Source organism: Kitasatospora sp. NPDC048715 (assembly GCF_043198905.1).
Classification (GTDB): domain Bacteria; phylum Actinomycetota; class Actinomycetes; order Streptomycetales; family Streptomycetaceae; genus Kitasatospora; species Kitasatospora lactacystinica.
Window position 1 is genome coordinate 160294 of sequence record NZ_JBICVH010000003.1, and the last position, 26164, is coordinate 186457.

Sequence of the window (26164 nt, forward strand, 5' to 3'; positions counted from 1 at the left end):
GTTCGCCGTGTTCGCCGTGTTCGCCGTGTTCGCCGTGTTCGCCGTGTTCGCCGTGTTCGCCGTGTTCGCCGTGTTCGCCGTGTTCGCCGTGTTCGCCGTGTTCGCCGTGTGGTCCGCCATCCCTCGTGCCCTCCCCGTGTGCAGGGCACGAGCGTAGGGCAATCGCCCCTCACGCCACGGTCAGAATCCCGCGCATGAAGTGGTGGAAGGTGCAGAGGTACGAGTAGGCGCCCGGTTGGCTCGGGGCGGTCAGGGTGGCGGCGGCGCCCGGGGCGATGGGGCCGGTGTCGAAGGTGCCGTCCTGGGCGGTGAGGGTGTGGGTGGTGGTGCCGGTGTTGGTCACGGTCACCACCGCGCCCGGGCTGACGGTGAAGCTGTCGGGCTCGAAGGAGAAGTCGCGGATCGTCACCGTTCCCGCGAAGGGAGTGGGCGACGGGGCCGGAGAGGACGGCGCGGACGGCGCCACGACGGGGCTGGTGGTCTCTTCCGGCCCCGGTACGACGAACGAGCTGATGCAGCCGGTCAGCAGGGGACCGGCTGCGAGCAGCAGGGCGGCGGCCCGGACGGGCGACCGCATCAGGCGGTGGTGGCCAGCTTGACCCGCTTGGCGTCGGCGGCGGCCGACGGGGCGGCGCCGATGTTGGAGACGGTGGCGGTGAGGACGGCGTCGACGTCCGGGAGCCAGTTGGTGGTCTTGGACTGGACGACGACCTGCCGTTTCTGCGGCGTCCCGTCGCAGATCACGTCCGTCTCCGCCGTCCGGCTGGAGCCGAAGGCGATCGACGAGGTGTCCTCCGGGTCCTTCTGCTCCGCCGTGACGGTGAGCGAGCGGGCTTCGTCGGCGACGGTGCAGAGGTAGTCGACCTCCACCCGGATCCGGCCGGGGAGCCTGGGGTCGATCTTGGCGTCGCCGATGGTGACGCTGGTGGCCTCGGTGTCGGGGGTCTGCGTCGGATCGTCGGCCAGGGCGGGTACGGCGGCGCCGGTGAGACCGGTGAGCGCCGAGGTGAGTACCGTCAGGATGATCCACCGCTGCACTGCAACCTCCCGGTCCGAGAACGTGTTGCGGCCGACGCTAACCGCCCGGCGGCTCGCCCGCTCGCCCGACCGTCCCGAACGTCATACCAACAGCTCATCGCCCGGCGCCCGCCCCGCCACCGCCGCCGGAGCCAGACCGCTCAGGTCAGCGCCGAGCAGCCCGCGTACGCCACCAGAAACCCCGTGTACGCCGCGTCCCCGTTGCCGCCGGCCAGGAAGGACTGCCGGAAGGCGAGGTTCACCAGCACCCCGCCGAACGCCCCGATCGCGCCCGCGAGCCCGATCAGTGCCGCCGACCTGCGCCGGGATTCGGCCTCGGCAGTCGCGGCCGGGATCCGACGGCTTTCACCTCGATCTGCTTGCTGCTGCGGGAAGTTCGCTCGCTGTGGCCCGAACTTCCGTTCCACTGCTGCTTCCTGGACTTCGCCCAACCGTCCCTCCCCGAGGCTCTCGCCCAACTCGCGGACGCACAAACGGTCCTGGTTCCGCTCCTGATCTCCACCGGCTACCACCTACGGGTCGACCTGCCCGCCGCCCTCACCGTCATCGGCCTCCCGCTCACTCACCTCGCCGGCGCCCTCGGACCGCAGCCTCTGCTCGCCGAGGCCCTCGCCGACCGCCTTGCCGAAGCCGGCGCCGCGCAGCACGCCCCCGTGGTACTGGCCGGCGCCGGCTCCTCCGACCCCACGGCCCTCGCCGACACCACCCGGATGGCCGACCTCCTCGCCCATCGCCGTGGCCGCCCGGGCGGCCACGGCGCTACGGTCGGCCGCCTGACCGACCCGTCCCGATGGTGTGCGTGAGAAGTCGACCCGGCCGACTTCCCACGCGCACCGGGAAAGGGCGGCGGCCCGTGCCCCAGGACGCCTGGGGCACGGCGGAGCGCGCCGGGCGAAGCGGTGAAGACGGTGTCGGGGTCATCGCTCTCACGGATCCTGATAGTGCTGTCCGGAGCCGCCGCGAGTCAGGGTCTGTTGCGAAAGTGGATCAAGAATCGTGGTCGGCTCGGGCAGCTGTCCGGTCTGACCAGCCCCGCGACAGGGGGAGACGGCCGGATCGGAGCGCGTTGCGCTGTTCGGTCACCCAATGCTCAACGTGGTCCACGGATTCCGCGACGGGCTGATTCGTGGTGTCGAGCAGGTGGGTGCACCATCGCCGATCGTCAGCAGTCCACCCGGTCCAGCGGTGCCAGGCCATGCGGTGCCAGCTGTCGTCGATGATGACGTCGGGCCGGTACCGGGGGTCCTCGGCGTGCCGGCGGTGCCAGGCGGCCCAGCCGAGGAAGGCGTCAACCGCCGGAGCGTCCCATCGGCCCGAGTCGCGCATGGTGAGCCTGTCGCGCCGGACCTCGTCGGACACGTCGACCAGACACAATGCGATTCCGTCCAGCAGCGGGGCGGAAGGGCTGGCCAGGACCTCTCCCATCGGGGACTGCCCGGTCAGCAGGAGGTCGAAGCCGCAGTCCTGGTACTCCAGCGCGCGACGCACCCACCTCTCGGTCATATGGTTGCGCCACCGGCGGTGGGCGCCTTCCGGTACGCCGAGCTCGTCGAAGTCGTGCACGGCGACCCGCTCCAGCCGCTCGCCCACGGCGTAGGCGAGCGTGGTCTTGCCCGAACAGCTGGAGCCGGTCAGTTTGAGCAGCATCCGACCAGGATGGCGGGTCAGTAGTGGTGTCCTCGAAGGGTTTTCTGCGAGATGTTCCGCGCCCCCCTTGGCAGGTCCGTGAGCAGGCCCAGCACGAATGCCCGTGCACGGTGGCGCGGTTCCCCTCGGGAGAACCGGCCCGCCACCCGACCCATCAGGGCCTCGAAGACATGCTGCCACCGGGCGGGGTCTACGCTGTCGCCCACGGCCACCGGCTGATCTTCGTCTTTCCACACAACCGCCGGTGATCAACAGTGGTCGTCTCCACCTCCGGAAGCGCCCAGCAGACAGAACTGTGCGGGCGCGAGGCGGGCTGTCGAAGACTCGGCCAACAGTGCCGGGCGGGGAGCGGAACGTGATGGATGACACGGGGCAGGGCGCCGTTGCGCTGGCAGTGGCCCTTCGAGATGCCCATTTCAGGCTGAAACGGCTGGCACGGGCGTGGGAGGAACGCACACCGGCCGGTTCCGCACGCGGGCGTGAGTCGCTGGGGCCGCTCTGGCAGTACTCGGACGCCCCGGACGATGCCTCCTACACCGATGGCCACGTGCTCGGGCTGGCGGGCAACCTCACAGTGGTCTTCGAGCTGTCCATCAGGTTCAGGGCCAGTGGCACGGACATGCTGGCCGGCATCTCCGTCGAGGACAGTGCGGGGAACATCGCGGAACTACTGTCCGCAGGACCCGAGGAGTTTCCCCTGAGCGCCGACGATCTGGGCATCGAGATCGGCCGGTGCCTGGACCGCATGGAGCAACTGGATCTTTCGGACGTGATCCGCTGACCCAACCGATCACATGGCGGACTGCCCGAGACACGGTCTCGCTACGTGATCACGACCTGCAGCTGGAGCACGAGAGGCAGTTTGCTGCGTCTGCGCCGAAGCTGGACTTCTGCCAGTCATGAGCGGCCATGCGTGTGCGTGAGAAGTCGACCCGGCCGACTTCTCACGCACACCGGGGAGATGACGGCAGCCCGCGCCCCAGGACGCCTGGGGCACGGGCCGAGAGATGCACACCGCACAGGTCACGTCGTCAGGTGGTCGAACTCTCCCGCCCTCACGCCGCACAGGAGCGCGCCGAGCGCGCCAGGCGAAGCGGTGAGGACGGTATCGGGGTCATCGCTCTCACGGAGCTTGACGCTGTGATCAGGGTCTACGGCAAGGTAGATGCAGTTGGCCGACTCGGAACTGTAACTGGACTTCTGCCAGTTGAGGGCTGCCATGCGCGCTTCCTCTCAGGTGTCCTTCTCGATGCAGGCAATGAGATCACGTGACTTGGTAGGGCTGAGGGCGCAGGCTTCCATGATGTCCAGGACCTTCTGGTACTTCACCAGTTGCGCATGGGCGTCAAGGAACTCGGAGCCGTGATACGTGTCGAGCTGCACGGTGTCGAGTTGGGACACGACTGAAGAGCAGTAGACGATGGACTGCCCGGAGCCCGGGAACGTGCCCGCACCGAAGGGAATCACGAGAACCGAGACGTTCTCGCGGGTACTCGCCTCAAGCAGCTGCCTGAGCTGTGCACGAGCCACTGCGGGTCCACCGAACCCCATGCGCAGAGCGGCCTCATGGACAATCGCCGTGAGCGGGATCGCCCGCTGACCATAGAGAACGACCTGCCGTTTGATCCGGTACGACACCCGATGTTCCACCTCATGTGGAACCAGAGGCGGCACGGCACTACTGGCAAGCACACGCGCCTGATCGGCGGTCTGGAGCAGGCCTGGGATATGAATCACGGAGGCGATGCGCATCGCCGTGGAGTGGTGTTCCGTTTCGGCGAGATCGAGCATGTTCGGCGGCAGGATGTCGCGGTATTCCTCCCACCATCCGCGAACCCGCCGTCCCGTCATGCCGGCGAGAGCGTCGATCAGGTTCTGGTCCGTGCAGGTGTACGCGCGAGCGAACGCGCGGACCCGGTCTGCGCTCACCGCGTAGCGGCCCGCTTCGATTCGGCTCATGTGGGCCTGACTCACTCCCACCCGAGTGGCGGCGGCAGTTGAGCTGAGCCCAGCGTTCTCACGGAGTTTGCGCAGTTCGAACCCGAGGCGCTGCTGCCGCAAGGTCGGGGCGTCGCTCGGTGACATCGCGATCCTCTCGTTCACTGCCTGGAGTGAAATAGCAAGTCTTCAATGGACTGCATGGAAAGTATGCCACGCCAGCGCTACCGTATGACATGGATCAGTTACCGAAGGTGCTGTCCGTTGGCTCACCCATGCCTTGAGGCAGGAGACTTCCATGAGTGCTGCGCCCTCGCCAAACTCCCACTCGACCACGCCTCACCCGCCGGCCGGCCTGACCTTCGACCAGGAGCTGCGCGGGCTCGTGATCGACACCGCACCCCGACTCTTCGCCGTCGTTCAGGTGTGCGGCGAGGACGCTGACGGGTGGGTCGCGGCCTGGGGGCTCGCCGACTCGGACGGCCGGACCCACGTGATCGGCGTCGACGGGCGGACGCGCATGACCCTCGCGTCACCCGAGCGGGCCGTACGTCACTTCTCCAGGCGGCCGGATGTCACCGCCCGGCTGATCTGGCTCGCGCAGCCGGAGGCCGCCACGGCAAGCCGGAGCGCAGCCGCCTGACTCCGAGCCGGCGCCCTTCAGATCTGTTCACAAGCGGAACGGCGCGCAACCGTAGCGCGAACGGGGCACCCGTGCCAGCCTGTTCGAGGCCTCGGGGGCAGTGGTCCGCACGGGACTCGGCCCGCCCGGCCTTCCTGCACTGTCGACTGGGACGGGAGTACGGAATGCGCATCAAGATCGGACGGCGCACGGCCAGCATCGCGGCGGTGGCGGCGTTGACAGCCGGCACGGTGGCCATGGCCACCGGGAGCGCCTACGCCGCAGGTCCGGGCGGGGTGGAGGCGTGCCCCAACGGCAGCGTCTGCCTGTACTACAACTCGCCGGGAGTCGGCTGGGGATCGTTCGACAACTTCTCGCCGAACCAGAACCTCGACCTGCACAACTACACGTTCGCCCGCTACGCGAACGGCTCCGGCTACGGGGTGACGATGTACAACAACGCCGCCTCGATCGTGAACAACACCGGCCACACGGTGTGGGTCAGCAAGATCAGCGACGGCCTCTGGGTGCCCTTCGACAACGGGTACGCGGGATCGCTCAACGCCGCGGCGAACAACGACGCCCGCCTGTTCTCCTGACGCACCGCAAGACGCTCCGCAGGGCCTCCGCCGCGCGGGGGCCCTGCGGGCCTTCCAGGACTACCGCCCGACGGCGCCGATGAAGCCCAGCAGCCGTTCGTTGACCGCCTCCGGCTGTTCCAGGTTGAGTCCGTGTCCGGCGCGTTCCAGGATCTCCGCCCGCACGCCCGGCACCAGCCTCGTGACCCGCTCGACCACCTGGCGCGGCCGCAGCAGCGCACTGCGCCTGCCCACCAGGACGAGCACCGGCAGCTCGATCGACGCCAACTCCTCGTCCGTGAACGGCCGGGCCGGCGGGCGGCTGCCCGGCTTGTAGCTCCGCATGGCGAGCATCAGCGGGGCGATCATCTCGCGCGGCGCGCTCAGTGCCGGGTTGGCGAGCAGTCGGCCGACCGCCGGGCGCAGCGGGCGCGGGGCGAGCATGCCGAACAGGCCGCCGATCATGTGGGCGTAGAACCGGGCGGGGACCTTCTCGATCCCGCCCGGGTCGAGCGGCGCGATCGAGGCGAGCCGCTCGGGCGCGTGGATCGCCTGGTTGAGCGCCAGCCAGCCGCCGTACGACACCCCGACCAGGTGGACCCGTTCCAGCCCGAGGCCGGCCAGGACCTCCCCCAGCCAGGCCGCGTTCTCCTGCGACCCGGCCGCGACGGCGCGCTGCACGCTGCGGCCGGGGTCGTCCAGGGTGTCGATGGCGTAGACGGGGTGGTGTTCGCCCAGCGCCGCGATCTGCGGGTACCAGTTGGACGGGTGTCCGGCGTGGCCGTGCAGCAGCACGATCGGTTCGCCGGTCGTGGCGCCGTAGCGGTGGACGTGGACGCTTCCGTACGCGGTCTCGATGTCGAGTTCCTGGCGCGGGCCGGGCCACAGCTCCATCGCCCGGTCGTACGCCGCAAGGAACTTCGCCCGGGCGGCCTCGCTGACGAAGTGTCCGACGCTGGTCCTGGTCATGATCCCTCCCCTGTTTGGTGGTATGGTTGTACCACAAAAATATCCGGAAGGAACCCGATGCCGAAGCTGGTGGATCACGAGGAACGGCGGGCCCACATCATCGACGCGCTGCTCCGCTCGGCGGCGAGCAGCGGCCTGCACTCCGTCACCATGCGCTCGGTGGCAATCGAGGCGGGCGTCTCGGTGCGCCTCGTGCAGTACTACTTCGACACCAAGGAACAGCTGCTGCTCGCCGCCATGACCCGGCTGACGGCCCGCATGGGCGAACGGGTCCAGCGGCGCGTCCGCGCGAGCGGCGCCGCCGACCCGCGCGGCATCATCGAAGCCGTCCTGCTCGAAGCCGTCCCCACCGACGAGGAGAGCCGGGCCTTCCACCTCATCCACACCGAGTACGCGGTGCTCTCCGTCACCGATCCGGCGCTCGGCGGCCCCCAGTTCCTCGCCGCGCCCGACGAGATGGAGGCCTTCCTCGCCGCCCAGCTGACGGCGGCCCAGCAGGCCGGAGCCGCCGACCCCGGCCTGGACGCCCGCCACGAGGCCGTCGTCCTGCTCGCCGTCTCCGCCGGCCTGGGCCTCAGCGTCCTGCTCGACCAGCGGACGGCGGACGAGGCGACCACCGTCCTGCGCTACCACCTCGGGCGACTCTTCCCCGACTAGGACCTATACCAACACCGCCTCCTGGTCGGCGGGTTGGCGCGGAACGCCGTGGAACACCTGGCGCGCGTGCCACTCCCGATGCCGGTCCGCGACCGGCGGACGGCCGGGCTGCGGGCCGATGACCGGCCGTCCGGCCAGTGCGAGCACATGCCGGCGGCTGGCCTCACCGCGGCCGACGAAGCGGTCGGAGACCAGGATGCGACGGCCCTCCCCCAGGCCCAGCACGCCCTTGTCGAACAGCTTGTGGTGCAATGAGCACAGGCACAGGCCGTTGTCGACCTCGTCCGGCCCGTCGTGCGACCACCAGCGCACGTGCGCGGCCTCCAACCCGACCGGGCTCCCGCCGAGGGCGCCGTCGTAGCCGCAGAACGCGCACTGGAACTCGTAGGCGGTGAGTATCAGTTCACGCATCCGCCGGTCCCGCTGCCGCCGGGCCGCGACCTCGGTCCCGCCCACGGCCCCGGTCTCGGCCCGCTCCAGGTCGAGGCCGACGGCCTCGCAGAGGTCGGCGTGCAGGGACGCCGGGAAGTGGGCGTCCAGCAGCACCCTGGCCATCCGCCCCAGCATGGCCGGCTCCTCGCCGAGCGCCGCCCGCAGCGCGGGTGCGAGCCTGCCGGAGGCCCCGCTCGACCGGAGGATCCCGACCCCGCTGCCGGGGCTTCCCGCCCCCTGATCGGTGCGAACCTCCCACACCCCGTCGCCGACCAGGTGGTGGAACGGGTAGGCGGGGGTGGTCGGACGCGACGGCCCGTACTCGGCGAGCAGCCGCTTCAGCTCGTCCTCGACCGCGCTGTACCGCAGTTCGCCCTCCGCGTCCCGCTGGTACCCGCCGAGCGCGTAGAGCAGCAGCAACGGCTTGTGCGGCGCACGAACGCCGCCCTTCGTCCAGCGTCTCAGCCGCGCCACCCGATCGAGCCAGTCCGTGCCGGCCGGCGCAGTTCGCGGCACGGCGGAGGAATCAGCCGGGCCGATGGTCCGATCCGCCGTCATCCGGCGCTCAACTGATCGTACTGGTCCAGGAGTTCGGCCGTCGTGGCCTGGTCCGGCGCGAGCTCCAGGGCCGCGGCGAGGTGCTGGCGTGCCCGTCCGTCGCCGAGGATCCCGTAGACCACCATCAGGGCGCCGTGCCCGTAGCAGTCGAGCGCCTCGGTGGCGGCGAGGCCCTCGGCCAGCCACAGCGCCTCGGCGACGTTGCCGATGCCGACCTCCACCTGCACCAGACAGCGCTGGACGTCCGGGTTGTTCGGGGCCGTCCGGTACTGCGCCCGGAGGTCCCGCAGGGCGTGGTGGGCGTCGGTGGTTTCGGAGGAGGCGACCGCGAGCAGTCGGTCCGGGTTCGGAGCGACGGCCGGCGGGGCCGCGCGCCAGTGGTCGAGGTGCCCGGATCCGGGAGCGACCCGTTCCAGCGCCAGCAGCGCCGCGCGCCACTGCGGCTCGGCTCCCGCGTGGTGACTCGCCGCCGCGAGGATTTCCAGCACCTGCTCGTCGCCGTCGTCGAGTTGATGGGCCCGCTCCAGAACGCCCACGACCTCCGGCCAGTCCACGCCGCTGCGCGGGACCGCGGCCAGCTGGTACAGCACCTTCCCGAGGGCGAGGTGCTCGGTCGCACCGCCCGCCCCGTCGGCGGTCAGCAGGGAGAAGACCTCGGCCTGCTGCCGCAGGAGGTCCACGGTGTCCCCGTGCCACCGCAGCCAGGCCCGGACCTCGGCGAGCTGCCGGACGGCCGCCGGCCACTCGGGCCGGTCCGCGAGGATCCGCTCCAGTTCCCGCCCGGCCCGGTCCGCACTGCCGATCCGGGCGTAGGCGCCGGCCAGGTCGTAGCGCACGGCCGGGTCCTCCGGCTCCAGGAACGCCAGGAACTCCAGCAGTGGAACGGCCTCCGCCGGCCGCCCCGCGAGCAGGTGGGCCGACGCCAGCGCGTGCAGGTCCCCCACCTGCGCGCCCTCGGCCCGGGCCAGCTCCTTCAGGGCGGCCAGCCACCCCGGGTCCGACGTGGAGACGAACCGCTCGTAGCACTCGACGACCTGAGGGTTCGAGTGGGCGCCCCGGTACTGCGGCTCCCAGTCGATGGTCGGTTCCCCGCTCACAATCGCCTCCCCGGTCACCCGTTCGCTGCGTGGAATACCCAGGCCCCGTACGGTCTCACGCCGCACCGACACCCCGTCGCCCCCGCCCACCGCAGTGCTGCTCCGCGGTGCGCCAGGCGGCGGTGACGGCGCGGTGGGCGGCGGCGGTGGCCTCGGGGATGTCGCCGGGCAGGTGGAGCGGGGCGCCGAGGTGGACGTGCAGGGCGGGGCGACGCAGGGGGGCGGTGGCGAATCCGGCGAGCTGCTTGACGGTGCCGCCCGAGCTCAGTCGGCGGGCTCCGCACTGGCCGAGCGGCACCACCGGGGCTCCACTGGCCGCCGCGAGCCGGGCGAGGCCGGTGCGGAAGGCGCGCGGTTCCGCGTCGCGGGAGTCCCGGTGCTTCGGCAGGCCGCCCTCGCCGTAGATGAGGACGACCCGACCGGCGGCGAGCGCCGCGGCGGCCGCGTCCAGGGCGCCGGCCGCCCGGGTCGTCCCGCGGTGGACGGGAATGTGCCCGCCGGCACGCAGCGCCCCGCCGAGCACCGGCGCCCGCCACAGCCCGGCGGCGGCCATCACCACCGGTTCGGTGCCCAGCCGGCGCAGTGCGGCCAGCACCACACCCGGGTCGGCCAGCGAGCTGTGGTTGGCCGCGACGATGCTGCCAGGGGCGACCGGGCCGGCCGTCTCGGAGGTGACGGACAGCCGGCCGAGGGCGGGTACCAGGACGGCGGCGATCGTGCTGAGCATGGCTGTTCCCCCGTGTCCCGCGGCGATGTGGCACCTCCATGCTCGCGGTGCGCCGCCGCCGGCCGCCTGAGTAGCCGTACTCAGACCGGGCCGGGTGCCGGCCGGGTCAGCCGCGCTGCACGGTGACCCGGTCCACGGCCGTGCCGTCCTCGGTCAGGGAGCGCACCTCCATCCGGGCGGGCCGGCCCGCGGCGGCGGGGGTCACCTCGACCGCGACCAGGCAGTAGCCGGTGTAGCGGACCCTGGACCAGGTGACCTTGACGGTCTGGCTGTGGCCGCTCCGGTCGGCGACCACCATCGGCACGGGCTTGTCGTTGGCGCTCTCGTGCCCGAGGTAGGTGTCGGAGACCGGGAAGGAGTAGAGCCCGCCGCCACCGCCGCCCGCGACGACGTAGGTGGTGCCGTCCTTCGCGGGGTCGACGGTGTCGCCGGAGGCGGCCTTGCGGGTGGCCTTGCCGGCCCGGATGGGGTCGGTCCGCTCGTAGACGTGGTTGTGGCCGCTGAGCACCAGGTCCACCTGGTACTTGTCGAAGAGCGGGGCCCAGTCCTGCTGCGCGCCGAGTTCGGCGCCGTTGTCGTGGCAGGTGGAGTACGTGCACTGGTGCAGGTAGACGACGATGAAGTCGATGCCGGTGTCGGCGCGGAGCGCCGTGAGCCGGCTCTCCAGCCACTTCTTCTGCTTGCCCTTGGTGTAGTCGAGGTTGGCCGGGGTGTTGTAGCAGACGTCGTTGCCGTCGAGGCTGATCAGCCCGACGTTCTGGTACCGCCAGGAGTAGATGCCGGTGGACCGGCTCCAGGCGTTGTCGGGCGTCGTGAACCGGGCGCGCATGCCCCCGTAGCCGTCCGTCCCGTACCACGGCTCCATCTCGTGGTTGCCGATCGCCGGCATCCACGGGGTCCGTGCGGCGACGGGCTCGTTCTGCACGAAGAAGGAGTCCCACAGGCGGGCGTCGTACGCGTCGCTGGTCTTGCCGCTGCCGCCGGCGTTGGCGTAGGACAGGTCGCCCATGTGGAGGTGGAAGGCGGGGTCGAGGCCGGCGATCAGGTTGCCGGTGGCGGCCGCGTTGTACCCGATCCCCTGGTCGCCGAAGGCCGTGAAGGTGAACCCGCCGCCGCGGCCGGGGGCGGGTGCGGTGCGGAAGCTCGCCACGTCGCCGAGCCGGGCGCCCTGGCCCGCCGGGTCGTGGCCCTGGTGGCCCACGACGTAGTAGTACGTGGTGTCCGGGATCAGCTGGTCCAGCTGCGCGTGCAGGTAGTACTGGGTGACGGTGGTGGGCTTGATCAGCGGCTGGTCCTCGACCGGGTGCTGCCAGGAGAGCTTGCTGACCAGGGTGCGGACCTCGGCGGCGATCGGGGCGCCGAAGTCGCCGGGCTGGACGCCGATCCGGACGAAGGGCGCGGTCACCGCGTCCGGCACCTGCCAGGAGACGACGACCTGCTGGGAGGGGTCGGCCCCGTAGGCGAGGTGACGGCCGAAGGGCCGCAGCGCGGACCCGGCGGTCCGCTCGCTCCGGGGTGCGGGGCCGGTGGTGGCGGCTCGGCCGGTGGTGGCGTCGAGGGCGGTCGGGACGTCGAGGGCGGTCGGGCGCGGGGCGGCCAGGGCCGTGCCGGGCAGCAGCAGGCCGCCGGTCGCGAGGGCGGCGCCGCCCGCCGCGCCGGCCCGGAGGAGGTCGCGCCGGGAGTGCCGTGGGGTCTCGGTCTCGGACATGACATCAAGTTAGGAAACTTCCCTAACCTTTGACAAGAGGCCCGACACCATCGGATGTGCTTTCGATTCCCTTGCACCGCAGGCGAGTTGGAGCTTACGCGCGAGCCCGCCGCGCACCGTGCGCGACGGGCCCGCGGCGGCTCCTCGGCAGGCCCTCGGCGGATCCTCAACGGGTCCTCGGCGTCCGCCGGTGACAGGCCCGCCACCGGCGGGCGACGAGGACGACGGCCGATCGGCCGCGGGCCACCGAGGTGGTACCGGGCCGCCGTGCGGGTGACCTTCCGGACGTGTCGGCGCCGGAACACCCCGTCCGGCGTGCATGGGTGGAAGGGCGCCGTCCGCGGACGGCGCAGGTTCTGTCCCCCAGTCCGAGAGCCGCCCATGCCTCCCACCGTCTGTCTGCGCCGCATCGTCCCGACCGCGCTCTGCGCCCTCACCGTGGCCCTCGCCGCCGCCCCGGCGGCCCACGCCGCGCCACCGGGCCGCGACAGCGGGTCCGACCCCGGAAGGGCGGACGGCGGCAGTTACGACTGGGACCGCGTCGCGGCCTGCGAGAGCAGCGGCAACTGGCGCATCAACACCGGCAACGGCTACTACGGCGGCCTCCAGTTCGACCGGCCCACGTGGCGGGAGAACGGCGGCCTCGCCTACGCACCGCGTGCCGACCTCGCCACCCGCGAGCAGCAGATCGCCGTCGCCGAGCACCTGGCCGACCACCGCGGCCTCTCCCCCTGGCCCGTCTGCGGCGCCCGCGCCACCCGCGGCCACGGCCGCGAGGGCGTCCTGCCGCCGCCGGCCGCCGCCCCGGCCAGGGCCGTGTCCAAGGACGGCACCTGGACCGTCCGCGAGGGCGACACCCTCGGCGGCATCGCCGAAGTCCTGCGCGTCCCCGGCGGCTGGCCCGCGCTGTACGAGCTCAACGCCGCCGCCGTCGGCGAGGACCCGGACCTCATCGAGCCCGGTCTGGTCCTCGACCTCCCTTCCTGACCCCCGCCCCCGACCCCTTCACCGCCCCACCGACCCGCCGCCCGCGCCCGCCCCGGTGCGGGCGGCGGTCCGTCGTTCACGCCGTTCCCGTCCGACACCGTTCCCGTCCGACACGCCGACGGCCCGCCCGCTCACTCGGAGCGGACGGGCCGTCGGCGTATCGACCGGGCGGACGGGGCGGACGGGCCCCGGTCAGCCGACGTGCACGCGCGGGCGGCGCGAGCGGTCCGGCTCGGCCTCGCGCAGCACCTCGCGGGTGACCGGCGCGACCTCGCCCTGCCCGAACAGGAAGAACCGCAGGAACTGGGCGAAGGGGCTGCCCTCGGTCCACTCGAAGTAGAGGTGCGGCTGCTGCCCGGTGCGGTCCCGGATGTTCAGCGCCAGCGCGGCGAGCGCGTTCGGGATGCTGGAGCTCTCCAGGGTGAGCACCCGGTAGCGGCCGTGCAGCACCTCTCCGCGCACGGTGAGCTCGGCCTCGAAGTCGGAGGCGTCGCGGACGGTCACCTCGACGAAGACCAGGTCGTCCTCGCCGGGGATGTCGTTGTCGGCGCGGATCTGGCGGATCTTGTCGCGGTACTCGGCGACGTCGCGGTGGCTCGGCTCGTTGGCGATCAGTCGCAGCGGGCGGTGCGCGTAGTCCCTGATGAAACGTTCCGCCACATCGTCCATGACCACATTGGTGACACGCAGCTCGAAGGCGCGGCGCAGCCGGGAGAGCAGCGAGACCAGGATGATCCCGGCGATGAAGCAGGCACCGATCTTCAGACCGTCCGGCCGCTCCAGCACGTTCAGCACGGTGGTGTAGAGGAAGATCGCCGAGATGACCGCGAACGCGACGGTCCAGCCGCGCTCGCGCTTGCGGTAGGCGGCGATGGTCACCGCGATGGCGGCGGAGCTGATCAGCACCAGCACGCCGGTCGCGTACGCGCCGCCCTGGGCGTCCACGTTCGCGTCGAAGATCCAGGTGACCAGGAAGCCGATCAGGGTCAGCACGATCACCATCGGCCGCACCGCGCGCGCCCAGTGCGGGGCCATGCCGTAGCGCGGCAGGTAGCGGGGCAGCAGGTTGAGCATGCCCGCCATGGCGGAGGCGCCGGCGAACCAGAGGATCGCGATGGTGGAGAGGTCGTAGACGCTGCCGAAGGCGCCGCCCAGGTACTCGTGCGCCAGGAACGCCAGGGCACGGCCGTTGGCGTCGCCGCCGGGCTTGAACTGGTCGGCCGGGATGAGCAGCGTGGTGATGAAGCTGGTGGCGATCAGGAAGCAGCTCATGATCACGGCGGAGGTGGTCAGCAGCTTGCGGGTGCCGCGGATCCGGCCCGCCGGGTCGGCCTCGGTGTCGGTCGGGTCACCCTTGATGTGCGGCATCACGGCGACACCGGTCTCGAAGCCGGACAGGCCGAGCGCCAGCTTCGGGAAGGTCACCAGGGCCACGCCGACCATGACGATCGGGTTGCCGTGCTGGAGGGTCAGCGCGTGCGACCAGTCGGTGACCACGTGCGGCGCCTCGATGATCTTCCAGAGGCCGACGGCCACCACGACCACGTTCAGCACCAGGTAGGTCCCGACCAGGAACACCGCCAGGCCGATCGCCTCGCTGAAGCCCTTGAGGAAGACCGCGCCGAGCAGCGCCACCAGGACCAGCGTGATCACCACCTGCTTGCCGCCGAGGAAGCCGGTCAGGTGCGGGTTCTCCACCAGGTGCGCGCTCGCGTCGGCGGCGGACAGGGTGATGGTGATCAGGAAGTCCGTGGCCGCGAAGCCGAGCAGCGCGAGGACGAACAGCTTGCCCTTCCAGAACGACAGCAGCCGCTCCAGCATCGCGATCGAACCCTCGCCGTGCGGGCTCTCCTTGGCCACCCGCCGGTAGACCGGCAGCGCGCCCAGCAGGGTGACCACCACCAGCACGATGGTGGCGATCGGCGACAGCACGCCCGCGGCGAGGGCCGCGATGCCCGGCTGGTAGCCGAGCGTCGAGAAGTAGTCCAGGCCGGTCAGGCACATCACCCGCCACCAGCGCTGGCCGGCCTGCGCACCGTGCCCGGCGGAGTCCCCCGCCGCCGGGCCCTCGGGCGACGCCTCCGGGCCGCCCTCCGCCGCGGTCGGCTGCGCGGGCTTCTCCGCGGTCACGTCCTCCAGCAGCCAGCTGCGGAGGCGTATTCGCGCCGACGGCGCGTCCGTCTCCGCCGTCCCCGTCGTACCCGACGAAACCACCTTGCACCTCTTGTTTAAAGACCCCGTAAAACGCCGTCGGGCGACGGCCGTGCGAAACGCTATGCGACGGCCGTTAAGGATCCGTCATCGGGCCGCGTTAAGAAAACGTCATTACGGCGCAGGTCGGCGCGGGTGGCCGGGGTGGCACGGGGTGGCACGGCGCGACCGGACGGGTGCCGGGGAGGAAATGACCCCGAACCGTTCCGCCGGTTCGGGGTCATTTCGGGGGTCAAGTCCGGCATCCCCTTCCTCGGGGGGGGGGGGAGCCCCGGGTCAGGCCCGGTAGCCGAGGACGGTCATCATGCCCGTCTCCGCGTGGTAGACGTTGTGGCAGTGCACCATCCACAGCCCCGGGTTGTCCGCGTCGAAGTCGACGGCCAGGGTCGCGCCCGGCAGCACGACCGCGGTGTCCTTGCGCGGACCGTCGCCGGGCAGCGCGAAGCTGTGGCCGTGCAGGTGGACGGGGTGCCACATGGTGGTGCTGTTGCGGAACTCCAGCCGCACCCGCTCGCCCGCCGCCACCGGGTGGCGCTGCGCCGGGTCGTACCTGCGGCCGTTGAACGCCCAGTCGGCCTTCGCCATCCCCCCGGTGAGCTCCAGCTTCACCGTGCGGTCCGGCGCCCTGGCGGGCAACCGCACGCCCGGGGCCGCCCTGAGCTGCCCGGCGGTGACCAGCCGGCCGTCCAGCTCGGCCGGGCGGACGGCGGCCCCGGGGGCGGCACCGCCGCCGGTGCGCAGCACGGCCAGGGCGGTGGCGTTCTTGCCCTCGGCCAGCGCGGTCAGCGGGAAGACGCCGTCCCCGGCGGTGACCAGCACGTCGTAGCGCTCGCCCATGCCGAGCAGCAACGCCTGGGTGGTGGCCGGTTCGACCGGGAAGCCGTCGGTGTGGGTGACGGTCAGCTCGTGGCCGCCGAGGGCGACCCGGTAGGCGGTGTCGCCGCCCGCGTTGATCAGCCGGATCCGGATCCGGTCGCCGGGTTTGGCGGCGAAGGTCTCGGGCGCGGTCGCGAGCCTTCCGTTGACCAGGTGGAACGGGTACGCGACATCGCCGGCGTCACCGCCCAGCAGCGGGCTCCGGGCGCCCATCAGCATCCGGCCGGGGGCCGCGCCGCTCGGGGCGCCTCCCGTCCCGGGTGTCCCGGGCGTCCCCGGCGTCCCCGGCATGTCGCGGCCCGACATCCCCGACATTCCCGGCATACCCGTCATGTCGTGTCCGGAGCCGCCCGAGTGGTCCATCCCTCCCATGCCCTTGGCGAGTTCGGCGAGGACGGCGTCCGGGGTGCTGCCGTCGACGCCGTCCACCCAGTCGTCCAGGACGACGACCCACTCCTTGTCGTAGGCCAGCGGCTCCCTGGGGTCCTCGACGATCAGCGGCGCGTACAGGCCGCGGTCCTGCTGGACGCCGGAGTGCGGGTGGACCCAGTACGTGCCCGGGTGGGAGAGCGCGAAGCGGTACTCGAACGAGCCGCCGGGCCTGATGTCGGCCTGGGTCACACCCGGCACGCCGTCCATGTCGTTGCGCAGCGCGAGGCCGTGCCAGTGCAGCGAGGTGGACTGCGGCAGGTGGTTGGCCAGGGTGACGGCGAGGGTGTCGCCGAGGGTGGCGCGCACCTCCTGGCCGGGCAGCCGGTCGCCGTACGCCCAGCTGCGGACGGTGCGGCCGCCGAGGTCGAGGGTGGCCTCGGTGGCGGTGAGCGCGATCCTGCGCTCCGGGCCGGGGTTGCGCGCGGCCTCGGCCGCGGCGACCTCGGGGCCGTTCGGGGCGAGGTAGCCGGCCGGGGCGGCGGACGGGCCGGCCGAGCCGCTCGGGCCGGTCGCTCCGGTCGCTCCGGTGGTGGAGCCGTGGTTCATGGACGCGTGGTCCATGCCCTGCATGGAGTCGGAGGAGCAGGCGGCGAGCAGGCCGGTCCCGGCGGCGGCGAGCGCGGCGCCGAGGACGGTACGACGGGTGGGTGTGCGCATGGCGGAGTGCACCTCGTGCGGTGGGTGGGTGTGTACAGGGCGTCGCGTCGGCCGTTCCGTGCGCGGGCGCTGCGGGGCGCGAGCGGGCACATGGAGGTGCGCGCGGGCGCTCCCGAGCGGGCGCGGGCACGGGACGGCGGGCACGCGCCTACTGACGCAGCACCGAAAGCCGGGTGAGGAGGATCCGCCCGCCCCCGGGCGGGGGCAGCGCGCGGAGGGCCCGCAGCAGCCGGGCCCGTACCTCGGCGGCGGCATCGCCGCTGCGGCGCAGCAGCGGGCCGGTGAGGAGCAGCACCAGGGTCCAGCCGGCCAGGACGGCGAGGCAGACCGCCATCGGGTCCATGCCGCCGGGGACGGCGGGGTCGAGGGTGCCGACGGCGGAGGCGGCGGCGTGGACGGGTTCGGCGGCCGGGCTGTGGTGGACGGCGCCCGACTGGTGCATCGCGGAGGCGTGCATCCCCGGGCCGTCGTGCCCGACGGACCCGCCGTGCCCGCCGCCCGGATGGCCGAGCGTGTGCATGGTCACGACGCCGAGCAGCAGCGCGGCGAGCAGCAGCAGGCGCAGGGCCCACGGCACCGGCGGACCGAACGGCCGCGACCGCGCCATCCTCCGCCTCCCGTCCCCGACGCCCGCCAGATGTACCCCCGCAGGGTATCCCGACCTTACGCCGTCGGCCGGGCCAGGCCGCGCCGGACCGGGCCGCGACGCCCGCCCTCCTGTTCACTCCGTGGCGTGCGGGCCCGCACCCAGCACCGCCGCCGCCACGTGCTCGCGGAACCAGCGGTGGCCCGGATCGGCCGCGTTGCGCGGGTGCCAGGCCATCCCCAGCTCCAGCGGGGCGAGTTCGAGCGGGATCGGGAAGGTGCGCAGGCCCAGTGCGGCGATGGTGTCCGGCAGCCAGTCCGCCGGGACGAGGGTGATCAGGTCGCTGTCCCGGGCCAGCAGCATCGCACCGGTGTGGCTCGGCACGACGACCGCCACCCTGCGCTTCAGCCCGAGCGCGGCCAGCGCGGTGTCGATCGGGCCGAGGCGCTTGCCGCGCCGGGAGACGCCGATGTGGTCGGCGGCGGCGAAGCGACGGGCGGTGATCCGGCGGCCGTCGAACAGCGGGTGGCCGCCGCGGGCGAGACCGACCAGCGGGACGCTCATCAGCCGACGGGTGCGGACCTCGGGGTCCAGGTGGCCGAGCACGCCGAGCTCGACGTCCACCAGGCCCTGCCGCAGCGCCGGGCCGCCCTCCAGGGTCTCCGGCAGGAACACCACGTCCACCCGCGGCGCCTCGGCCCGCATCCGCTCGGCGAGCGCGCCGGCCGTCCGCACCAGCATCAGCTCACCGGCCTGCACCGTGAAGGTGCGGTCGAGGTGCACGGGGTCGAACCCGGCGCCGGGGCGCAGCACGCTGTCGCAGCCGCGCAGCAACGCGCCCACCTCCTCCCGCAGTTCGAGCGCCCGCGGGGTCGGGACGAGTCCCTGCCCGGCGCGCACCAGCAGCGGGTCCTCGACGGCGCGGCGCAGCCGGGCCAGCATCCGGCTGACCGCCGCCGGCGAGGTGCCGAGCCGCTCGGCCGCACGGGTCACGCTGTTCTCCTGGAGCAGGGCGTCCAGGGCCCGCAGCAGGTTGAGGTCCATCGATCACACGCTCCTGAGCTGTGTCTTTGCTTTTCGCGCAACTATCCGATGCCGATCCTTGCATTGTTCCCACCGGCACCGGGCCCCGAAGGTGGAGGTGACAGGTGATCACCTGTCACTCCTCGACCGCCCCTCGGAGCCCTCGTGTCCCAGCCCTCCCGCACCGCCCGCGCCTCCCGTGCCGCCCGTGCCGCCCGCGCCGGCGACGTCCTCGCCGTCGTCAGCCAGAGCGGCCCGACCGTCTCGTTCTTCGACGCCGCCACCGACCGGCACCTCGACACCCTCCAAGTCCTCGCCGAGCCGCACGAGTTGTGCTTCGACCCGACCCAGCGGCTGCTCTGGTGCAGCAGCGCTTACCACTCGGGCTACTACCACGCCAACAGCGGCCGCCGCACCGAGCTGACCGTCATCGACGCCGACACCCGCCGGATCGTCGAGGTGATCGACCTCGCCCCCGAGCACGGCCCGCACGGGCTGGCACTGGACACCGCCCGGGGCCGCCTCTACGTCAGCGTGGAGGGCGGCGAGGACCGCCCCGGCGGCGTCGTGGTCATCGACACCGCGACCCGGCGCCCGCTCGGCCGGATCGACACCGACGCCCCCGGCCCGCACTGGTTCGCCGTCTCCCCGGACGGCCGGACCGGCTTCGCCACCAACAAGGAGGCACCCTTCGTCTCGGTGGTGGACCTCGAACGGGGCACGCTGACCGCCAAGGTGGAGGTTCCCGGCAGCGAGGGCCTGGCCGTCTCCCCCGACGGCACCCGGGTCTACGCCGCCGGCCCGTACTTCTCAACCTCCGCCGCCCCCGCCGCGGCGCCGGGCATCCGCGTCATCGACGTCCCGACCGCGACCGTCACGGACGTCCTCCCGACGGACTTCCCGGCCCTGCCGGTCCACCTCACCTCGACCGGCCTGCTCCTGGCCGGCGAAGTCCGGTCGGCCCCCGCCCCCGGCTCCGCTCTGGGGCGCCAACTCCCGGGCCGCCTCACCGTGTTCGCCGCCGACGACCACCGCCGCCTCGGCTCCGTCGAGGTGGGCCTCTTCCCCCTCACCATCACCTCCTCCCCGGACGGCGGCCTCGCCTACGTCGCCGGCGTCGTCTCCTCCACCGTCGACGTCATCGACCTGGCCACTCTCACCCCCGTCTCCCGCCTGACCGTCCCCAAGCTCGCCGACCCGGGCGCCCACGGCCTGGCCTACCTCCCCCGCGCCGAGTGAGCCTCCGAGCGGCCGGGAGGTGACCGCCGGGATGCGGCCGCCGGGCAGCCGCCGTCCGGTCGAGGTGGACCGGCGGCCGCCCGGCGGCCGCGCCGCGTCATGATTCCGGTGACCGGTTCACCACCGGCGACCCCTTGGACGACACCCCTGGAGGGAAGACCGATGCGCTTTCGCAGCCTCGGACCTGACGGACGGTCCGCCAGTGCGCTCTGTCTCGGCACGATGACCTTCGGCACGACCGTCGACGAACGGACCGCGACGGCGATCCTCGACCGGTTCACCGAAGCCGGCGGAACGTTCATCGACACCTCGAACAACTACGCCTTCTGGGCGCCCGGCGCGAACGGCTACGAGAGCGAGGAACTTCTCGGCCGCTGGCTGGCCCGCAGCGGCAACCGCGACGACCTGGTGCTCGCCACCAAGGCCGGCGCCCGCCCGGTGCCCGGGCTGCCCTTCCCCGAACACGTCGAGGGCCTGTCCGCCCGCGCGCTGCGCGAGGCCGCGGAGGGCAGCCTGCGCCGCCTCGGCACCGACCGGCTGGACCTGTACTACGCGCACGTGACCGACCCGGCGACGCCGCTCGAAGAGACCATGGGCGCCTTCGCCGGGCTGGTCGCCGACGGCAAGGTCGCCGCCCTGGGCTGCAGCAACCACCGCGCCGCCGACCTGGCCGCCGCCAACGACCTCGCCGCCGAACGGGGTTGGCCCGGCTACCGGTGCGTCCAGCAGCGCCACAGCTATCTGCGGCCGCGCCCCGGCGCGGACTTCGGCATCCAGCGGCACGCCGACGAGGCCCTGCTCTCCCACCTCGCGGCCCGGCCGGCGCTGACGCTGCTCGCCTACTCCCCGCTGCTCGGCGGCTCGTACTGCCGCCCCGACCGGCCACTGCCCGAGCAGTACGGGTGGCCGGCGGCGCGGGCGCAGCTGGCCGCGCTGGCGGAGGTGGCCGAGGAGACCGGCGCCACCGTCAACCAGGTGGTGCTCGCCTGGCTGATCGGCCACCCCGTGCCGACCGTGCCGGTGCTCGGCGTCGGCTCCGTCGCCCAACTGGACGAGAGCCTGGCCGCGTTGGACCTCGTCCTCGACGAGGAGCAGCGCCGGCGGCTGGACACCGCGGCCTGACCCTCCGCCCCGCCGTCGGGGCCTGTCGTGCGGGACAGGCCCCGGCCCGCGCCGACCGACCCGCGCCCCGTCCGCACCCGTGGGCGTGGCGCGCTCCGTGCCAAGTTCGCGGTTTTCCACGATGCCCGAGCGTGGCGGTCGCGTGCCAGTCTGTGACCACCACCGCACCCCACGGCCGGGCCGGGGCGGGACCGATCCGCCACGGGTGACCGGCCGTTCACGTGGAACACCAGGAGGGACTTGTCATGAACAGGCGAATTCGCGCGGCTTCGCTCTGCGCCGCTCTCGCCGCCGCGGTTCTCGTCGGCGGCACCGCCCAGGCCTACGCCGCCGCGGCCTCCCCCGCCCCGGCGCACGCCGCCGCGACGCCCGCCGTCCAGGAAGGCGCCTCGACGCAGGCGATCGAGATCTGGCGCTACGCCGGCCGGTACGACTCCTTCGTCGCGGCGCAGGCGGCCTACTGGGTGCTCTACGGCCTCGGAAGCGCCATCAAGGACAAGATCGAGCAGGTCGTGGTCGACGGCGCGTACCGGTGGGACCTCTACATCCAGTGAGTCCCCCGGCGCCGGCATCGAGCCGTGACGCCCTCCGGATGGAAACAAGGCGAGCGTGAGACACGTCCGCTCGCCCGGCCTCGAAGAGAGTTGGTAGACCCATGCAGCGTACGACGTCCATCACCGGTCTGGGCCGCACGGCCGCCGGCGCCCTCACCGCCCTGCTGATGGCGGCCGGAGCGGTCGCCCTCGCCCCGTCCGCCCAGGCCGCGGCCGGACAGACCGGGCCGCAGGCGTCCGCGGCGCAGCGCCCGGCCGCCGAGAGCGAGTCGGCGAGCGTGCCGCGGATCACCGCGGACCGTTCAACGAAGGTCACCCTCTCCAACAACAGCGGGTCCGGCCTGACCAAGACGTGGGAGAAGCTCGACCACGGCTGCTGGACGAACGACATGCTGCCGTCCGACTACGTCCCCAACACCAAGTCGGCCAGCTGGCAGAGCGAGTCCTGCGGCTTCGCGACCGGGACCGAGGGGAACATCACCTACACGCTCGCCGACGGCGGCGAGGTCAAGCTGCACTGGAACAACCCCTACTGGGGCAGCAACGACTACAGCTGCTCCGTCCCGTACGGGTACACCTGCTCCCGGAGCGGTGGCAGCGGGGACAACACCTCGGTGACGTTCAGCATCGGGCGCGCGTCCCTGGCCGCCGCGTCCCCGGCCGCCGCGGAGTCGCCCAGCCTCCTCTCCGCCGCCCGGAGCACGTCCGTCAACCTGACCAACAACTCCGGCAAGCTGCTCACCCGCTCCGGCGCGAGCCTGCAGTGGGGGATCTGGTCGGACGGCGGGATGCCCCCGTCCATGGTCCAGTCCGGCATCACCGCGAAGTGGGCGAGCGAGTCGGACGGCTTCATGACCGGCACGGAGGGCGACGTCACCTTCGACGTGCTCGGGGAGCAGAACAAGGTGAAGGTGCACTGGAACAACCCCTACACCGGCAGCAACAGCTACAGCTGCGAGGCCCCGGCCGGGTACAAGTGCACCTGGCAGGGGGGCGGCGGTGACAACGCCGCGGTCTCCTTCACCCTCTCGAAGTCCTGATCGCGCCGCATGAACCGGCGCCGCCCCCGTCCGGGCCGGGTGCATCCGCACCCCGGGCGGGGGCGGCGCGATCCCCGGCCCGCCGCGGGTCCGGCCCCGCCCCGCCCCGGACCCGCCCCCGGTCGCTCGGTCGCTACCGCTCCAACACCGCCACCAGCTGGGTGCGCCGGGCGATCCGCAGCTTCCGGTAGGCGTTGGTGAGGTGCGTCTCCACGGTGCGGCGGGTGAGGCAGAGCGCGGAGGAGATCTGGGCGTTGGTGTGCCCCGCCGCCGCCAGTTCGGCCACGCGCCGTTCGGCGGGGGTCAGGGCGTGTCCGCCGTCCCTGTTCCGCACCCCGCCCTCGCGCAACGCCTCCTGCGTCAGGCCGAGGAGACGGCCGACGACGGCCGGCCCCCCGGCCTCCGGAACGGGTGCGGCCAGTCGCCGGGCCACGGCGTGCGCCTCGCGCAGCGTGTCGCGCCCCTTGCGGCCGTTGCCCGCTTCGAGGTGGGCCCGGCCGAGATCGACCAGCACCTCCACGAGTTCCACGGGAGCGGAACCCGGCCTGAGCAGTTCGGCGCCCTCGGTCAGCGAACACAGGGCCAGCCTGCCGCCCACGGTCGCGGCGTACGCCCGCAGCGCCCGGCCGACGGTGCGCGCGGTGCCCCAGGTCCGGGCGTGGCGCAGCTCCTCCTCGGCGAGTTCGCGCGCCTCCTCCCGCCGCCCGAGCCGCACCAGGGCGAGCGCCGCCCCGGAACGCCACGGCGTGGCGACCGGACTGACGAAGTCACGGGCGCTCTGGCCGGCTCCGCAGCGCAGGTAGTCGTCGAGGGCGGCCTGCCAGTCGCCGTCCGCCGCGTGCAGCAGGGCGCGGGTGTAGCCGAGTTCGTTCCACTCCCAGGACTTGTCGCTGCCGGACGGGCCGGCGAGGGCCACGGCGTCCCACGCCCCGGCGCGCCGGCCCGTCTCGCACAGGGCCGTCGCCACCATGGCCGCCAGATGCGGCAGTCGCACGCCCTGCCCCGCGGTCGCCGCCACCAGGGCGGCGTTCTCCGCGATGACGCGGTCGAACTCCCCCGCCCAGAGCGCCGCCTCGGCCCGGACGCTGAGCAGACACTGCAGACCCACGTCCGTCAGGTCCGGGGGGACGGGCGGGACGGGCAGGCACAGGCCGGTCAGCTCACGCGCCTCCTCCAGGCGGTCCGCCCACTGCAGCAGGGTGGCCGCGCTGCCGAGCCAGGCGGTCCGCAGCCGCGGGTCCACCGGCACCGCCAGGCGCGGCCGGACCCGGGCGAGCACCTCGGCCGCCGAGCGGAGGCCGGCCCCGGCTTCGTACTCGGTGATCAGTCCGCACACCAGCGGCTCGATGGCCGGGGGTACCGTCGGGGCCAGCGCGCGCAGGCCCGCGACGGCGCCGCGCCAGGCGTCGCCGTCGTGGGAGGAGACGAGCGCGCCGAGGGCCTGCAGCACCTGGACGAGCTCGTCGTCGTCGGCGGCACGGCTCACCTGGTGAAGGACCCGCAGCGCGGTGTCGGGATCCCGGCCCGCGACGAGGGCGGCACTCAGGGCGGTCGCCGCGGTCGCCCGTTCCCGCAGATCGGTGTGCAGTTCCAGCCCGGTGTGGAGCCTGCGGATGCCGGCGGTCGCGTTGTTCGGAAGCTCCAGGGCGCCGAGGCGCAGGCAGAGGGCGGCACGCCGGTCCGGATCGAGCGGGCCGCTCAGCGCGTGGCGCAGATACGCGGCGGACTCCGCGACCTGGCCGGCGCGCATCGCCTCCTCGGCGGCGTCGGCCAGCGAACGGGCCATCCACACCTCGCTCGGCCGGTCCACCCGCAGGAGCCGGGAGGCCACGGCCGTCGCCGGCGCACCGCTCTCGTCGAGCAGTTCCGCCATGCGCGTGTGCAGCTCGGCGACCTCCTCCGGTTCGGCGGCGGCGAGCACGGCCTCCCTCGCGAGGGGATGGCTCAGCAGCCTGCTCAGGCGGCGCACCGACCGCTCGCCCGGGGGACGCCGGGGCGTGCAGAGGCCGGAGAGCCGGCGGAGGAGGCCGGGGCCGGCCGGCATCCCCTCCTCGACCGCGACGACGAGGGCGAGGCAGGCGTGGCGCAGGCAGGGGTCCGCCCTCCGCAGCCAGTCGGCGATCGTGTCGCGGTAGCGGCTGTGCGACCGGGCGGACGACGGGCGAGGGAGCGGCCCGTCACCGAGGTCGGCGATCAGCGCCCGCACCAGGGCCGGGTTGCCGGCACCCGCCTCGACGCAGGTCGCGGCGGCCTTCTGGTCGAGGCCCGCGGCTCGGGCGATGCGGATGACCGCCGACACGCTGAGCGGGTGCAGGGCGACGGACGCCCCCGTGGCGGGCGGGAAGGCGGCCGGACCGGACCGGTCGGCGCACTCGGTGGCCACCAGCAGCACGGGGATGTCGGCGATGCGGCGGGCGAGGTAGCCGATCCAGCGGCGGGACGGCTCGTCGGCGTGGTGGAGGTCGTCCACCGCGAGCAGCGCCGGCCGCTCGGCGGCCGACCGGGCCAGGCGCGTCACCAGCCGGTGGAACAGCCGCTGTTCGTCCGGTCCGCCCGGCGCCGAGAAGGGAACGGCCTCGTCGTCCGCGAAGAGCTGCCGGACCAGCCCGAACGGGAACGCCGTCTCCTCCGGTACGCCGCGCGCCCGTCCGACGCGCATGGCGTCGCCGCCGGCCTGCTGCCGGACGATCGCCTCCAACGCAGCGGTCCGCCCCCGGCCGGCCACCGGCGCCGAGAGCAGGACCGAGCGCCCGCTGCCCGTCCGTACGGCCGCCGCTGCTGTCGCAGCCATGCCAAGAACCTCGTCGCGCTCCAGGAGCATCCGATCCCGTCCCTTCGTCCTGTCCACCCGCGGCGCCGGCCCGGGCCCGCCTCCCCCGCCCGGGCATCGCCGCCCGCGGCCACCGGATCCGCATTTCCGCGGTAATACCGTGGCGTTTCCCTTCCCGGTCCGATCCTCACCCAGTAGCGACACGAACCGACTCACCGCGCGGAAAACGGCGCGATCACGATTGTGGCAGAGCTTGATCCAGCCGCTTTTATCACGTTTCACGCACGAACTTTCCGCCCGCGACAACGGAGCGCACCGACCCCGAACCCGTCCGGCCGCATCCGGGACCAGCCCCGCGCAGGCAGCGGCCGAGGCGGCGGACCGCCACCCGCTCCCGCCTGCCACCGCGCGCCCACCGGTTCGCGCCGATACGGACCGATTCCCCCGGCCCGCCTTTCGACCGCCGGCCCGGCAGAGCCGGGTGAACCGGGAGTTCACCGGTTCGCCCACGACGAGCCGCTCGTCACCACCACCCCGGCACCGGGCAGCAGCACAAAGGGAAAGGCGATATCCGACAGTCCGTCGCGACGCACCCGGCAAATCCCCACGGGGAGTTGACGCCACCCGGACCCCTGCCCGAGACTGCGTCCCGGACCGGACCCTGAGGAACAACCCCTAAGGGCGTAGACACGCCCA

25 protein-coding genes and 1 pseudogene are annotated in these 26164 nt (G+C 73.0%); 10 read left to right on the plus strand and 16 right to left on the minus strand.

What is annotated here, in order from left to right; translation table 11 throughout:
* Positions 1 to 169: 169 nt before the first annotated feature.
* Both ACGFSC_RS07420 and ACGFSC_RS07425 read right to left on the minus strand, forming a co-directional pair.
* Complete coding sequence (locus tag ACGFSC_RS07420; RefSeq protein ID WP_359898846.1) at positions 170 to 577, minus strand: cupredoxin domain-containing protein; 408 nt, start codon at positions 575 to 577, stop codon at positions 170 to 172.
* On the minus strand, positions 577 to 1038 hold the full coding sequence (locus ACGFSC_RS07425) for a hypothetical protein (RefSeq protein ID WP_359898848.1): 462 nt from the start codon (positions 1036 to 1038) through the stop codon (positions 577 to 579). The genes ACGFSC_RS07420 and ACGFSC_RS07425 overlap by 1 nt, the downstream gene beginning before the upstream one ends.
* Before the next feature lie 359 nt (positions 1039 to 1397).
* Here ACGFSC_RS07425 and ACGFSC_RS07430 point away from each other — a divergent pair, with 359 nt between their 5' ends.
* The gene (locus ACGFSC_RS07430; protein WP_380630861.1) at positions 1398 to 1841 is read left to right on the plus strand and encodes a sirohydrochlorin chelatase; all 444 of its coding nucleotides are present in this window, start codon (positions 1398 to 1400) and stop codon (positions 1839 to 1841) included.
* Between the two features lie 184 nt (positions 1842 to 2025).
* Here the strand turns inward: ACGFSC_RS07430 and ACGFSC_RS07435 are convergent, their stop codons facing one another.
* Together ACGFSC_RS07435 and ACGFSC_RS07440 are read right to left on the minus strand one after the other, a co-directional pair.
* On the minus strand, positions 2026 to 2685 hold the full coding sequence (locus ACGFSC_RS07435) for a hypothetical protein (protein ID WP_359905571.1): 660 nt from the start codon (positions 2683 to 2685) through the stop codon (positions 2026 to 2028).
* Between the two features lie 65 nt (positions 2686 to 2750).
* Positions 2751 to 2891 (minus strand): annotated as a pseudogene (locus tag ACGFSC_RS07440) (IS701 family transposase); the annotation flags it as partial.
* A 149-nt stretch (positions 2892 to 3040) separates the two neighbouring features.
* Here ACGFSC_RS07440 and ACGFSC_RS07445 point away from each other — a divergent pair.
* The gene (locus ACGFSC_RS07445; protein WP_359905568.1) at positions 3041 to 3466 is read left to right on the plus strand and encodes a hypothetical protein; all 426 of its coding nucleotides are present in this window, start codon (positions 3041 to 3043) and stop codon (positions 3464 to 3466) included.
* A 242-nt stretch (positions 3467 to 3708) separates the two neighbouring features.
* On the opposite strand, the gene ACGFSC_RS07450 is transcribed toward ACGFSC_RS07445, so the two are convergent.
* Together ACGFSC_RS07450 and ACGFSC_RS07455 are read right to left on the minus strand one after the other, a co-directional pair.
* Positions 3709 to 3906, minus strand: coding sequence for a DUF397 domain-containing protein (locus ACGFSC_RS07450; RefSeq protein ID WP_359905565.1), 198 nt, complete (start codon positions 3904 to 3906; stop codon positions 3709 to 3711).
* Between the two features lie 12 nt (positions 3907 to 3918).
* The gene (locus ACGFSC_RS07455; RefSeq protein WP_359905580.1) at positions 3919 to 4770 is read right to left on the minus strand and encodes a helix-turn-helix transcriptional regulator; all 852 of its coding nucleotides are present in this window, start codon (positions 4768 to 4770) and stop codon (positions 3919 to 3921) included.
* 151 nt (positions 4771 to 4921) lie between these two features.
* Between ACGFSC_RS07455 and ACGFSC_RS07460 the strand changes: the two genes are divergently transcribed.
* Positions 4922 to 5266: a hypothetical protein gene (locus ACGFSC_RS07460; RefSeq protein WP_359905562.1), complete on the plus strand. Its 345-nt coding sequence runs from the start codon at positions 4922 to 4924 to the stop codon at positions 5264 to 5266.
* A 164-nt stretch (positions 5267 to 5430) separates the two neighbouring features.
* The gene (locus tag ACGFSC_RS07465; RefSeq protein ID WP_359905559.1) at positions 5431 to 5844 is read left to right on the plus strand and encodes a peptidase inhibitor family I36 protein; all 414 of its coding nucleotides are present in this window, start codon (positions 5431 to 5433) and stop codon (positions 5842 to 5844) included.
* Between the two features lie 60 nt (positions 5845 to 5904).
* Here ACGFSC_RS07465 and ACGFSC_RS07470 read toward each other — a convergent pair whose 3' ends face one another.
* A complete protein-coding gene (locus ACGFSC_RS07470) occupies positions 5905 to 6792 on the minus strand; it encodes an alpha/beta fold hydrolase (protein ID WP_359905556.1) in 888 nt (295 codons plus the stop codon).
* A 57-nt stretch (positions 6793 to 6849) separates the two neighbouring features.
* Between ACGFSC_RS07470 and ACGFSC_RS07475 the strand changes: the two genes are divergently transcribed.
* Positions 6850 to 7449 (plus strand): TetR/AcrR family transcriptional regulator, encoded by a 600-nt coding sequence (locus ACGFSC_RS07475; RefSeq protein ID WP_359905553.1) that lies wholly within the window; start codon positions 6850 to 6852, stop codon positions 7447 to 7449.
* 3 nt (positions 7450 to 7452) lie between these two features.
* Here ACGFSC_RS07475 and ACGFSC_RS07480 read toward each other — a convergent pair whose 3' ends face one another.
* From ACGFSC_RS07480 to ACGFSC_RS07495, 4 genes are all read right to left on the minus strand, one after another.
* Positions 7453 to 8397: a phosphorothioated DNA-binding restriction endonuclease gene (locus ACGFSC_RS07480; RefSeq protein WP_359905577.1), complete on the minus strand. Its 945-nt coding sequence runs from the start codon at positions 8395 to 8397 to the stop codon at positions 7453 to 7455.
* Positions 8398 to 8435: 38 nt separating this feature from the next.
* Complete coding sequence (locus ACGFSC_RS07485; protein WP_359905550.1) at positions 8436 to 9536, minus strand: tetratricopeptide repeat protein; 1101 nt, start codon at positions 9534 to 9536, stop codon at positions 8436 to 8438.
* A 55-nt stretch (positions 9537 to 9591) separates the two neighbouring features.
* A complete protein-coding gene (locus tag ACGFSC_RS07490; RefSeq protein ID WP_359905547.1) occupies positions 9592 to 10263 on the minus strand; it encodes a lysophospholipid acyltransferase family protein in 672 nt (223 codons plus the stop codon).
* Positions 10264 to 10369: 106 nt separating this feature from the next.
* Positions 10370 to 11971, minus strand: coding sequence for a metallophosphoesterase family protein (locus ACGFSC_RS07495; RefSeq protein ID WP_359905544.1), 1602 nt, complete (start codon positions 11969 to 11971; stop codon positions 10370 to 10372).
* Positions 11972 to 12352: 381 nt separating this feature from the next.
* On the opposite strand from ACGFSC_RS07495, the gene ACGFSC_RS07500 reads away from it, so the two are divergent.
* Positions 12353 to 12958 (plus strand): transglycosylase family protein, encoded by a 606-nt coding sequence (locus ACGFSC_RS07500; protein ID WP_359905542.1) that lies wholly within the window; start codon positions 12353 to 12355, stop codon positions 12956 to 12958.
* A 192-nt stretch (positions 12959 to 13150) separates the two neighbouring features.
* On the opposite strand, the gene ACGFSC_RS07505 is transcribed toward ACGFSC_RS07500, so the two are convergent.
* The 4 genes from ACGFSC_RS07505 to ACGFSC_RS07520 all read right to left on the minus strand — a co-directional run bounded on the left by ACGFSC_RS07505 (position 13151) and on the right by ACGFSC_RS07520 (position 18764).
* Positions 13151 to 14962, minus strand: a complete 1812-nt coding sequence (locus tag ACGFSC_RS07505) for an amino acid transporter (protein ID WP_359905574.1) — start codon at positions 14960 to 14962, stop codon at positions 13151 to 13153.
* Positions 14963 to 15445: 483 nt separating this feature from the next.
* Entirely contained in the window at positions 15446 to 17134 is a 1689-nt protein-coding gene (locus tag ACGFSC_RS07510) for a multicopper oxidase family protein (protein WP_359905539.1), read from the minus strand.
* A gap of 148 nt (positions 17135 to 17282) precedes the next feature.
* Entirely contained in the window at positions 17283 to 17741 is a 459-nt protein-coding gene (locus ACGFSC_RS07515) for a hypothetical protein (protein WP_359905537.1), read from the minus strand.
* A 114-nt stretch (positions 17742 to 17855) separates the two neighbouring features.
* Positions 17856 to 18764 carry a LysR family transcriptional regulator gene (locus ACGFSC_RS07520; protein WP_359905530.1) on the minus strand — a complete coding sequence of 303 codons (909 nt, stop codon included), beginning with the start codon at positions 18762 to 18764 and terminating at the stop codon, positions 17856 to 17858.
* 144 nt (positions 18765 to 18908) lie between these two features.
* On the opposite strand from ACGFSC_RS07520, the gene ACGFSC_RS07525 reads away from it, so the two are divergent.
* From ACGFSC_RS07525 to ACGFSC_RS07540, 4 genes are all read left to right on the plus strand, one after another.
* On the plus strand, positions 18909 to 19982 hold the full coding sequence (locus ACGFSC_RS07525; RefSeq protein ID WP_359905528.1) for a YncE family protein: 1074 nt from the start codon (positions 18909 to 18911) through the stop codon (positions 19980 to 19982).
* Between the two features lie 162 nt (positions 19983 to 20144).
* The gene (locus tag ACGFSC_RS07530; RefSeq protein WP_359905525.1) at positions 20145 to 21104 is read left to right on the plus strand and encodes an aldo/keto reductase; all 960 of its coding nucleotides are present in this window, start codon (positions 20145 to 20147) and stop codon (positions 21102 to 21104) included.
* A 245-nt stretch (positions 21105 to 21349) separates the two neighbouring features.
* Positions 21350 to 21658, plus strand: a complete 309-nt coding sequence (locus tag ACGFSC_RS07535) for a hypothetical protein (protein ID WP_359905522.1) — start codon at positions 21350 to 21352, stop codon at positions 21656 to 21658.
* Between the two features lie 101 nt (positions 21659 to 21759).
* Positions 21760 to 22698, plus strand: coding sequence for an aegerolysin family protein (locus tag ACGFSC_RS07540; RefSeq protein ID WP_359905519.1), 939 nt, complete (start codon positions 21760 to 21762; stop codon positions 22696 to 22698).
* Positions 22699 to 22831: 133 nt separating this feature from the next.
* On the opposite strand, the gene ACGFSC_RS07545 is transcribed toward ACGFSC_RS07540, so the two are convergent.
* Complete coding sequence (locus ACGFSC_RS07545; protein WP_359905516.1) at positions 22832 to 25519, minus strand: LuxR family transcriptional regulator; 2688 nt, start codon at positions 25517 to 25519, stop codon at positions 22832 to 22834.
* Positions 25520 to 26164: the final 645 nt, after the last annotated feature.

What these genes read in the sequence shown, in the direction of transcription:
- ACGFSC_RS07495 (WP_359905544.1), bottom strand. Translation starts at nt 11,971, where the DNA reads ATGTCCGAGACCGAGACCCCACGGCACTCCCGGCGCGACCTCCTCCGG.
- ACGFSC_RS07490 (WP_359905547.1), bottom strand. Translation starts at nt 10,263, where the DNA reads ATGCTCAGCACGATCGCCGCCGTCCTGGTACCCGCCCTCGGCCGGCTG.
- ACGFSC_RS07420 (WP_359898846.1), bottom strand. Translation starts at nt 577, where the DNA reads ATGCGGTCGCCCGTCCGGGCCGCCGCCCTGCTGCTCGCAGCCGGTCCC.
- ACGFSC_RS07535 (WP_359905522.1), top strand. Translation starts at nt 21,350, where the DNA reads ATGAACAGGCGAATTCGCGCGGCTTCGCTCTGCGCCGCTCTCGCCGCC.
- ACGFSC_RS07520 (WP_359905530.1), bottom strand. Translation starts at nt 18,764, where the DNA reads ATGGACCTCAACCTGCTGCGGGCCCTGGACGCCCTGCTCCAGGAGAAC.
- ACGFSC_RS07510 (WP_359905539.1), bottom strand. Translation starts at nt 17,134, where the DNA reads ATGCGCACACCCACCCGTCGTACCGTCCTCGGCGCCGCGCTCGCCGCC.
- ACGFSC_RS07540 (WP_359905519.1), top strand. Translation starts at nt 21,760, where the DNA reads ATGCAGCGTACGACGTCCATCACCGGTCTGGGCCGCACGGCCGCCGGC.
- ACGFSC_RS07515 (WP_359905537.1), bottom strand. Translation starts at nt 17,741, where the DNA reads ATGGCGCGGTCGCGGCCGTTCGGTCCGCCGGTGCCGTGGGCCCTGCGC.
- ACGFSC_RS07470 (WP_359905556.1), bottom strand. Translation starts at nt 6,792, where the DNA reads ATGACCAGGACCAGCGTCGGACACTTCGTCAGCGAGGCCGCCCGGGCG.
- ACGFSC_RS07465 (WP_359905559.1), top strand. Translation starts at nt 5,431, where the DNA reads ATGCGCATCAAGATCGGACGGCGCACGGCCAGCATCGCGGCGGTGGCG.
- ACGFSC_RS07450 (WP_359905565.1), bottom strand. Translation starts at nt 3,906, where the DNA reads ATGGCAGCCCTCAACTGGCAGAAGTCCAGTTACAGTTCCGAGTCGGCC.
- ACGFSC_RS07505 (WP_359905574.1), bottom strand. Translation starts at nt 14,962, where the DNA reads ATGTGCCTGACCGGCCTGGACTACTTCTCGACGCTCGGCTACCAGCCG.
- ACGFSC_RS07500 (WP_359905542.1), top strand. Translation starts at nt 12,353, where the DNA reads ATGCCTCCCACCGTCTGTCTGCGCCGCATCGTCCCGACCGCGCTCTGC.
- ACGFSC_RS07530 (WP_359905525.1), top strand. Translation starts at nt 20,145, where the DNA reads ATGCGCTTTCGCAGCCTCGGACCTGACGGACGGTCCGCCAGTGCGCTC.
- ACGFSC_RS07545 (WP_359905516.1), bottom strand. Translation starts at nt 25,519, where the DNA reads ATGCTCCTGGAGCGCGACGAGGTTCTTGGCATGGCTGCGACAGCAGCG.
- ACGFSC_RS07460 (WP_359905562.1), top strand. Translation starts at nt 4,922, where the DNA reads ATGAGTGCTGCGCCCTCGCCAAACTCCCACTCGACCACGCCTCACCCG.
- ACGFSC_RS07435 (WP_359905571.1), bottom strand. Translation starts at nt 2,685, where the DNA reads ATGCTGCTCAAACTGACCGGCTCCAGCTGTTCGGGCAAGACCACGCTC.
- ACGFSC_RS07455 (WP_359905580.1), bottom strand. Translation starts at nt 4,770, where the DNA reads ATGTCACCGAGCGACGCCCCGACCTTGCGGCAGCAGCGCCTCGGGTTC.
- ACGFSC_RS07475 (WP_359905553.1), top strand. Translation starts at nt 6,850, where the DNA reads ATGCCGAAGCTGGTGGATCACGAGGAACGGCGGGCCCACATCATCGAC.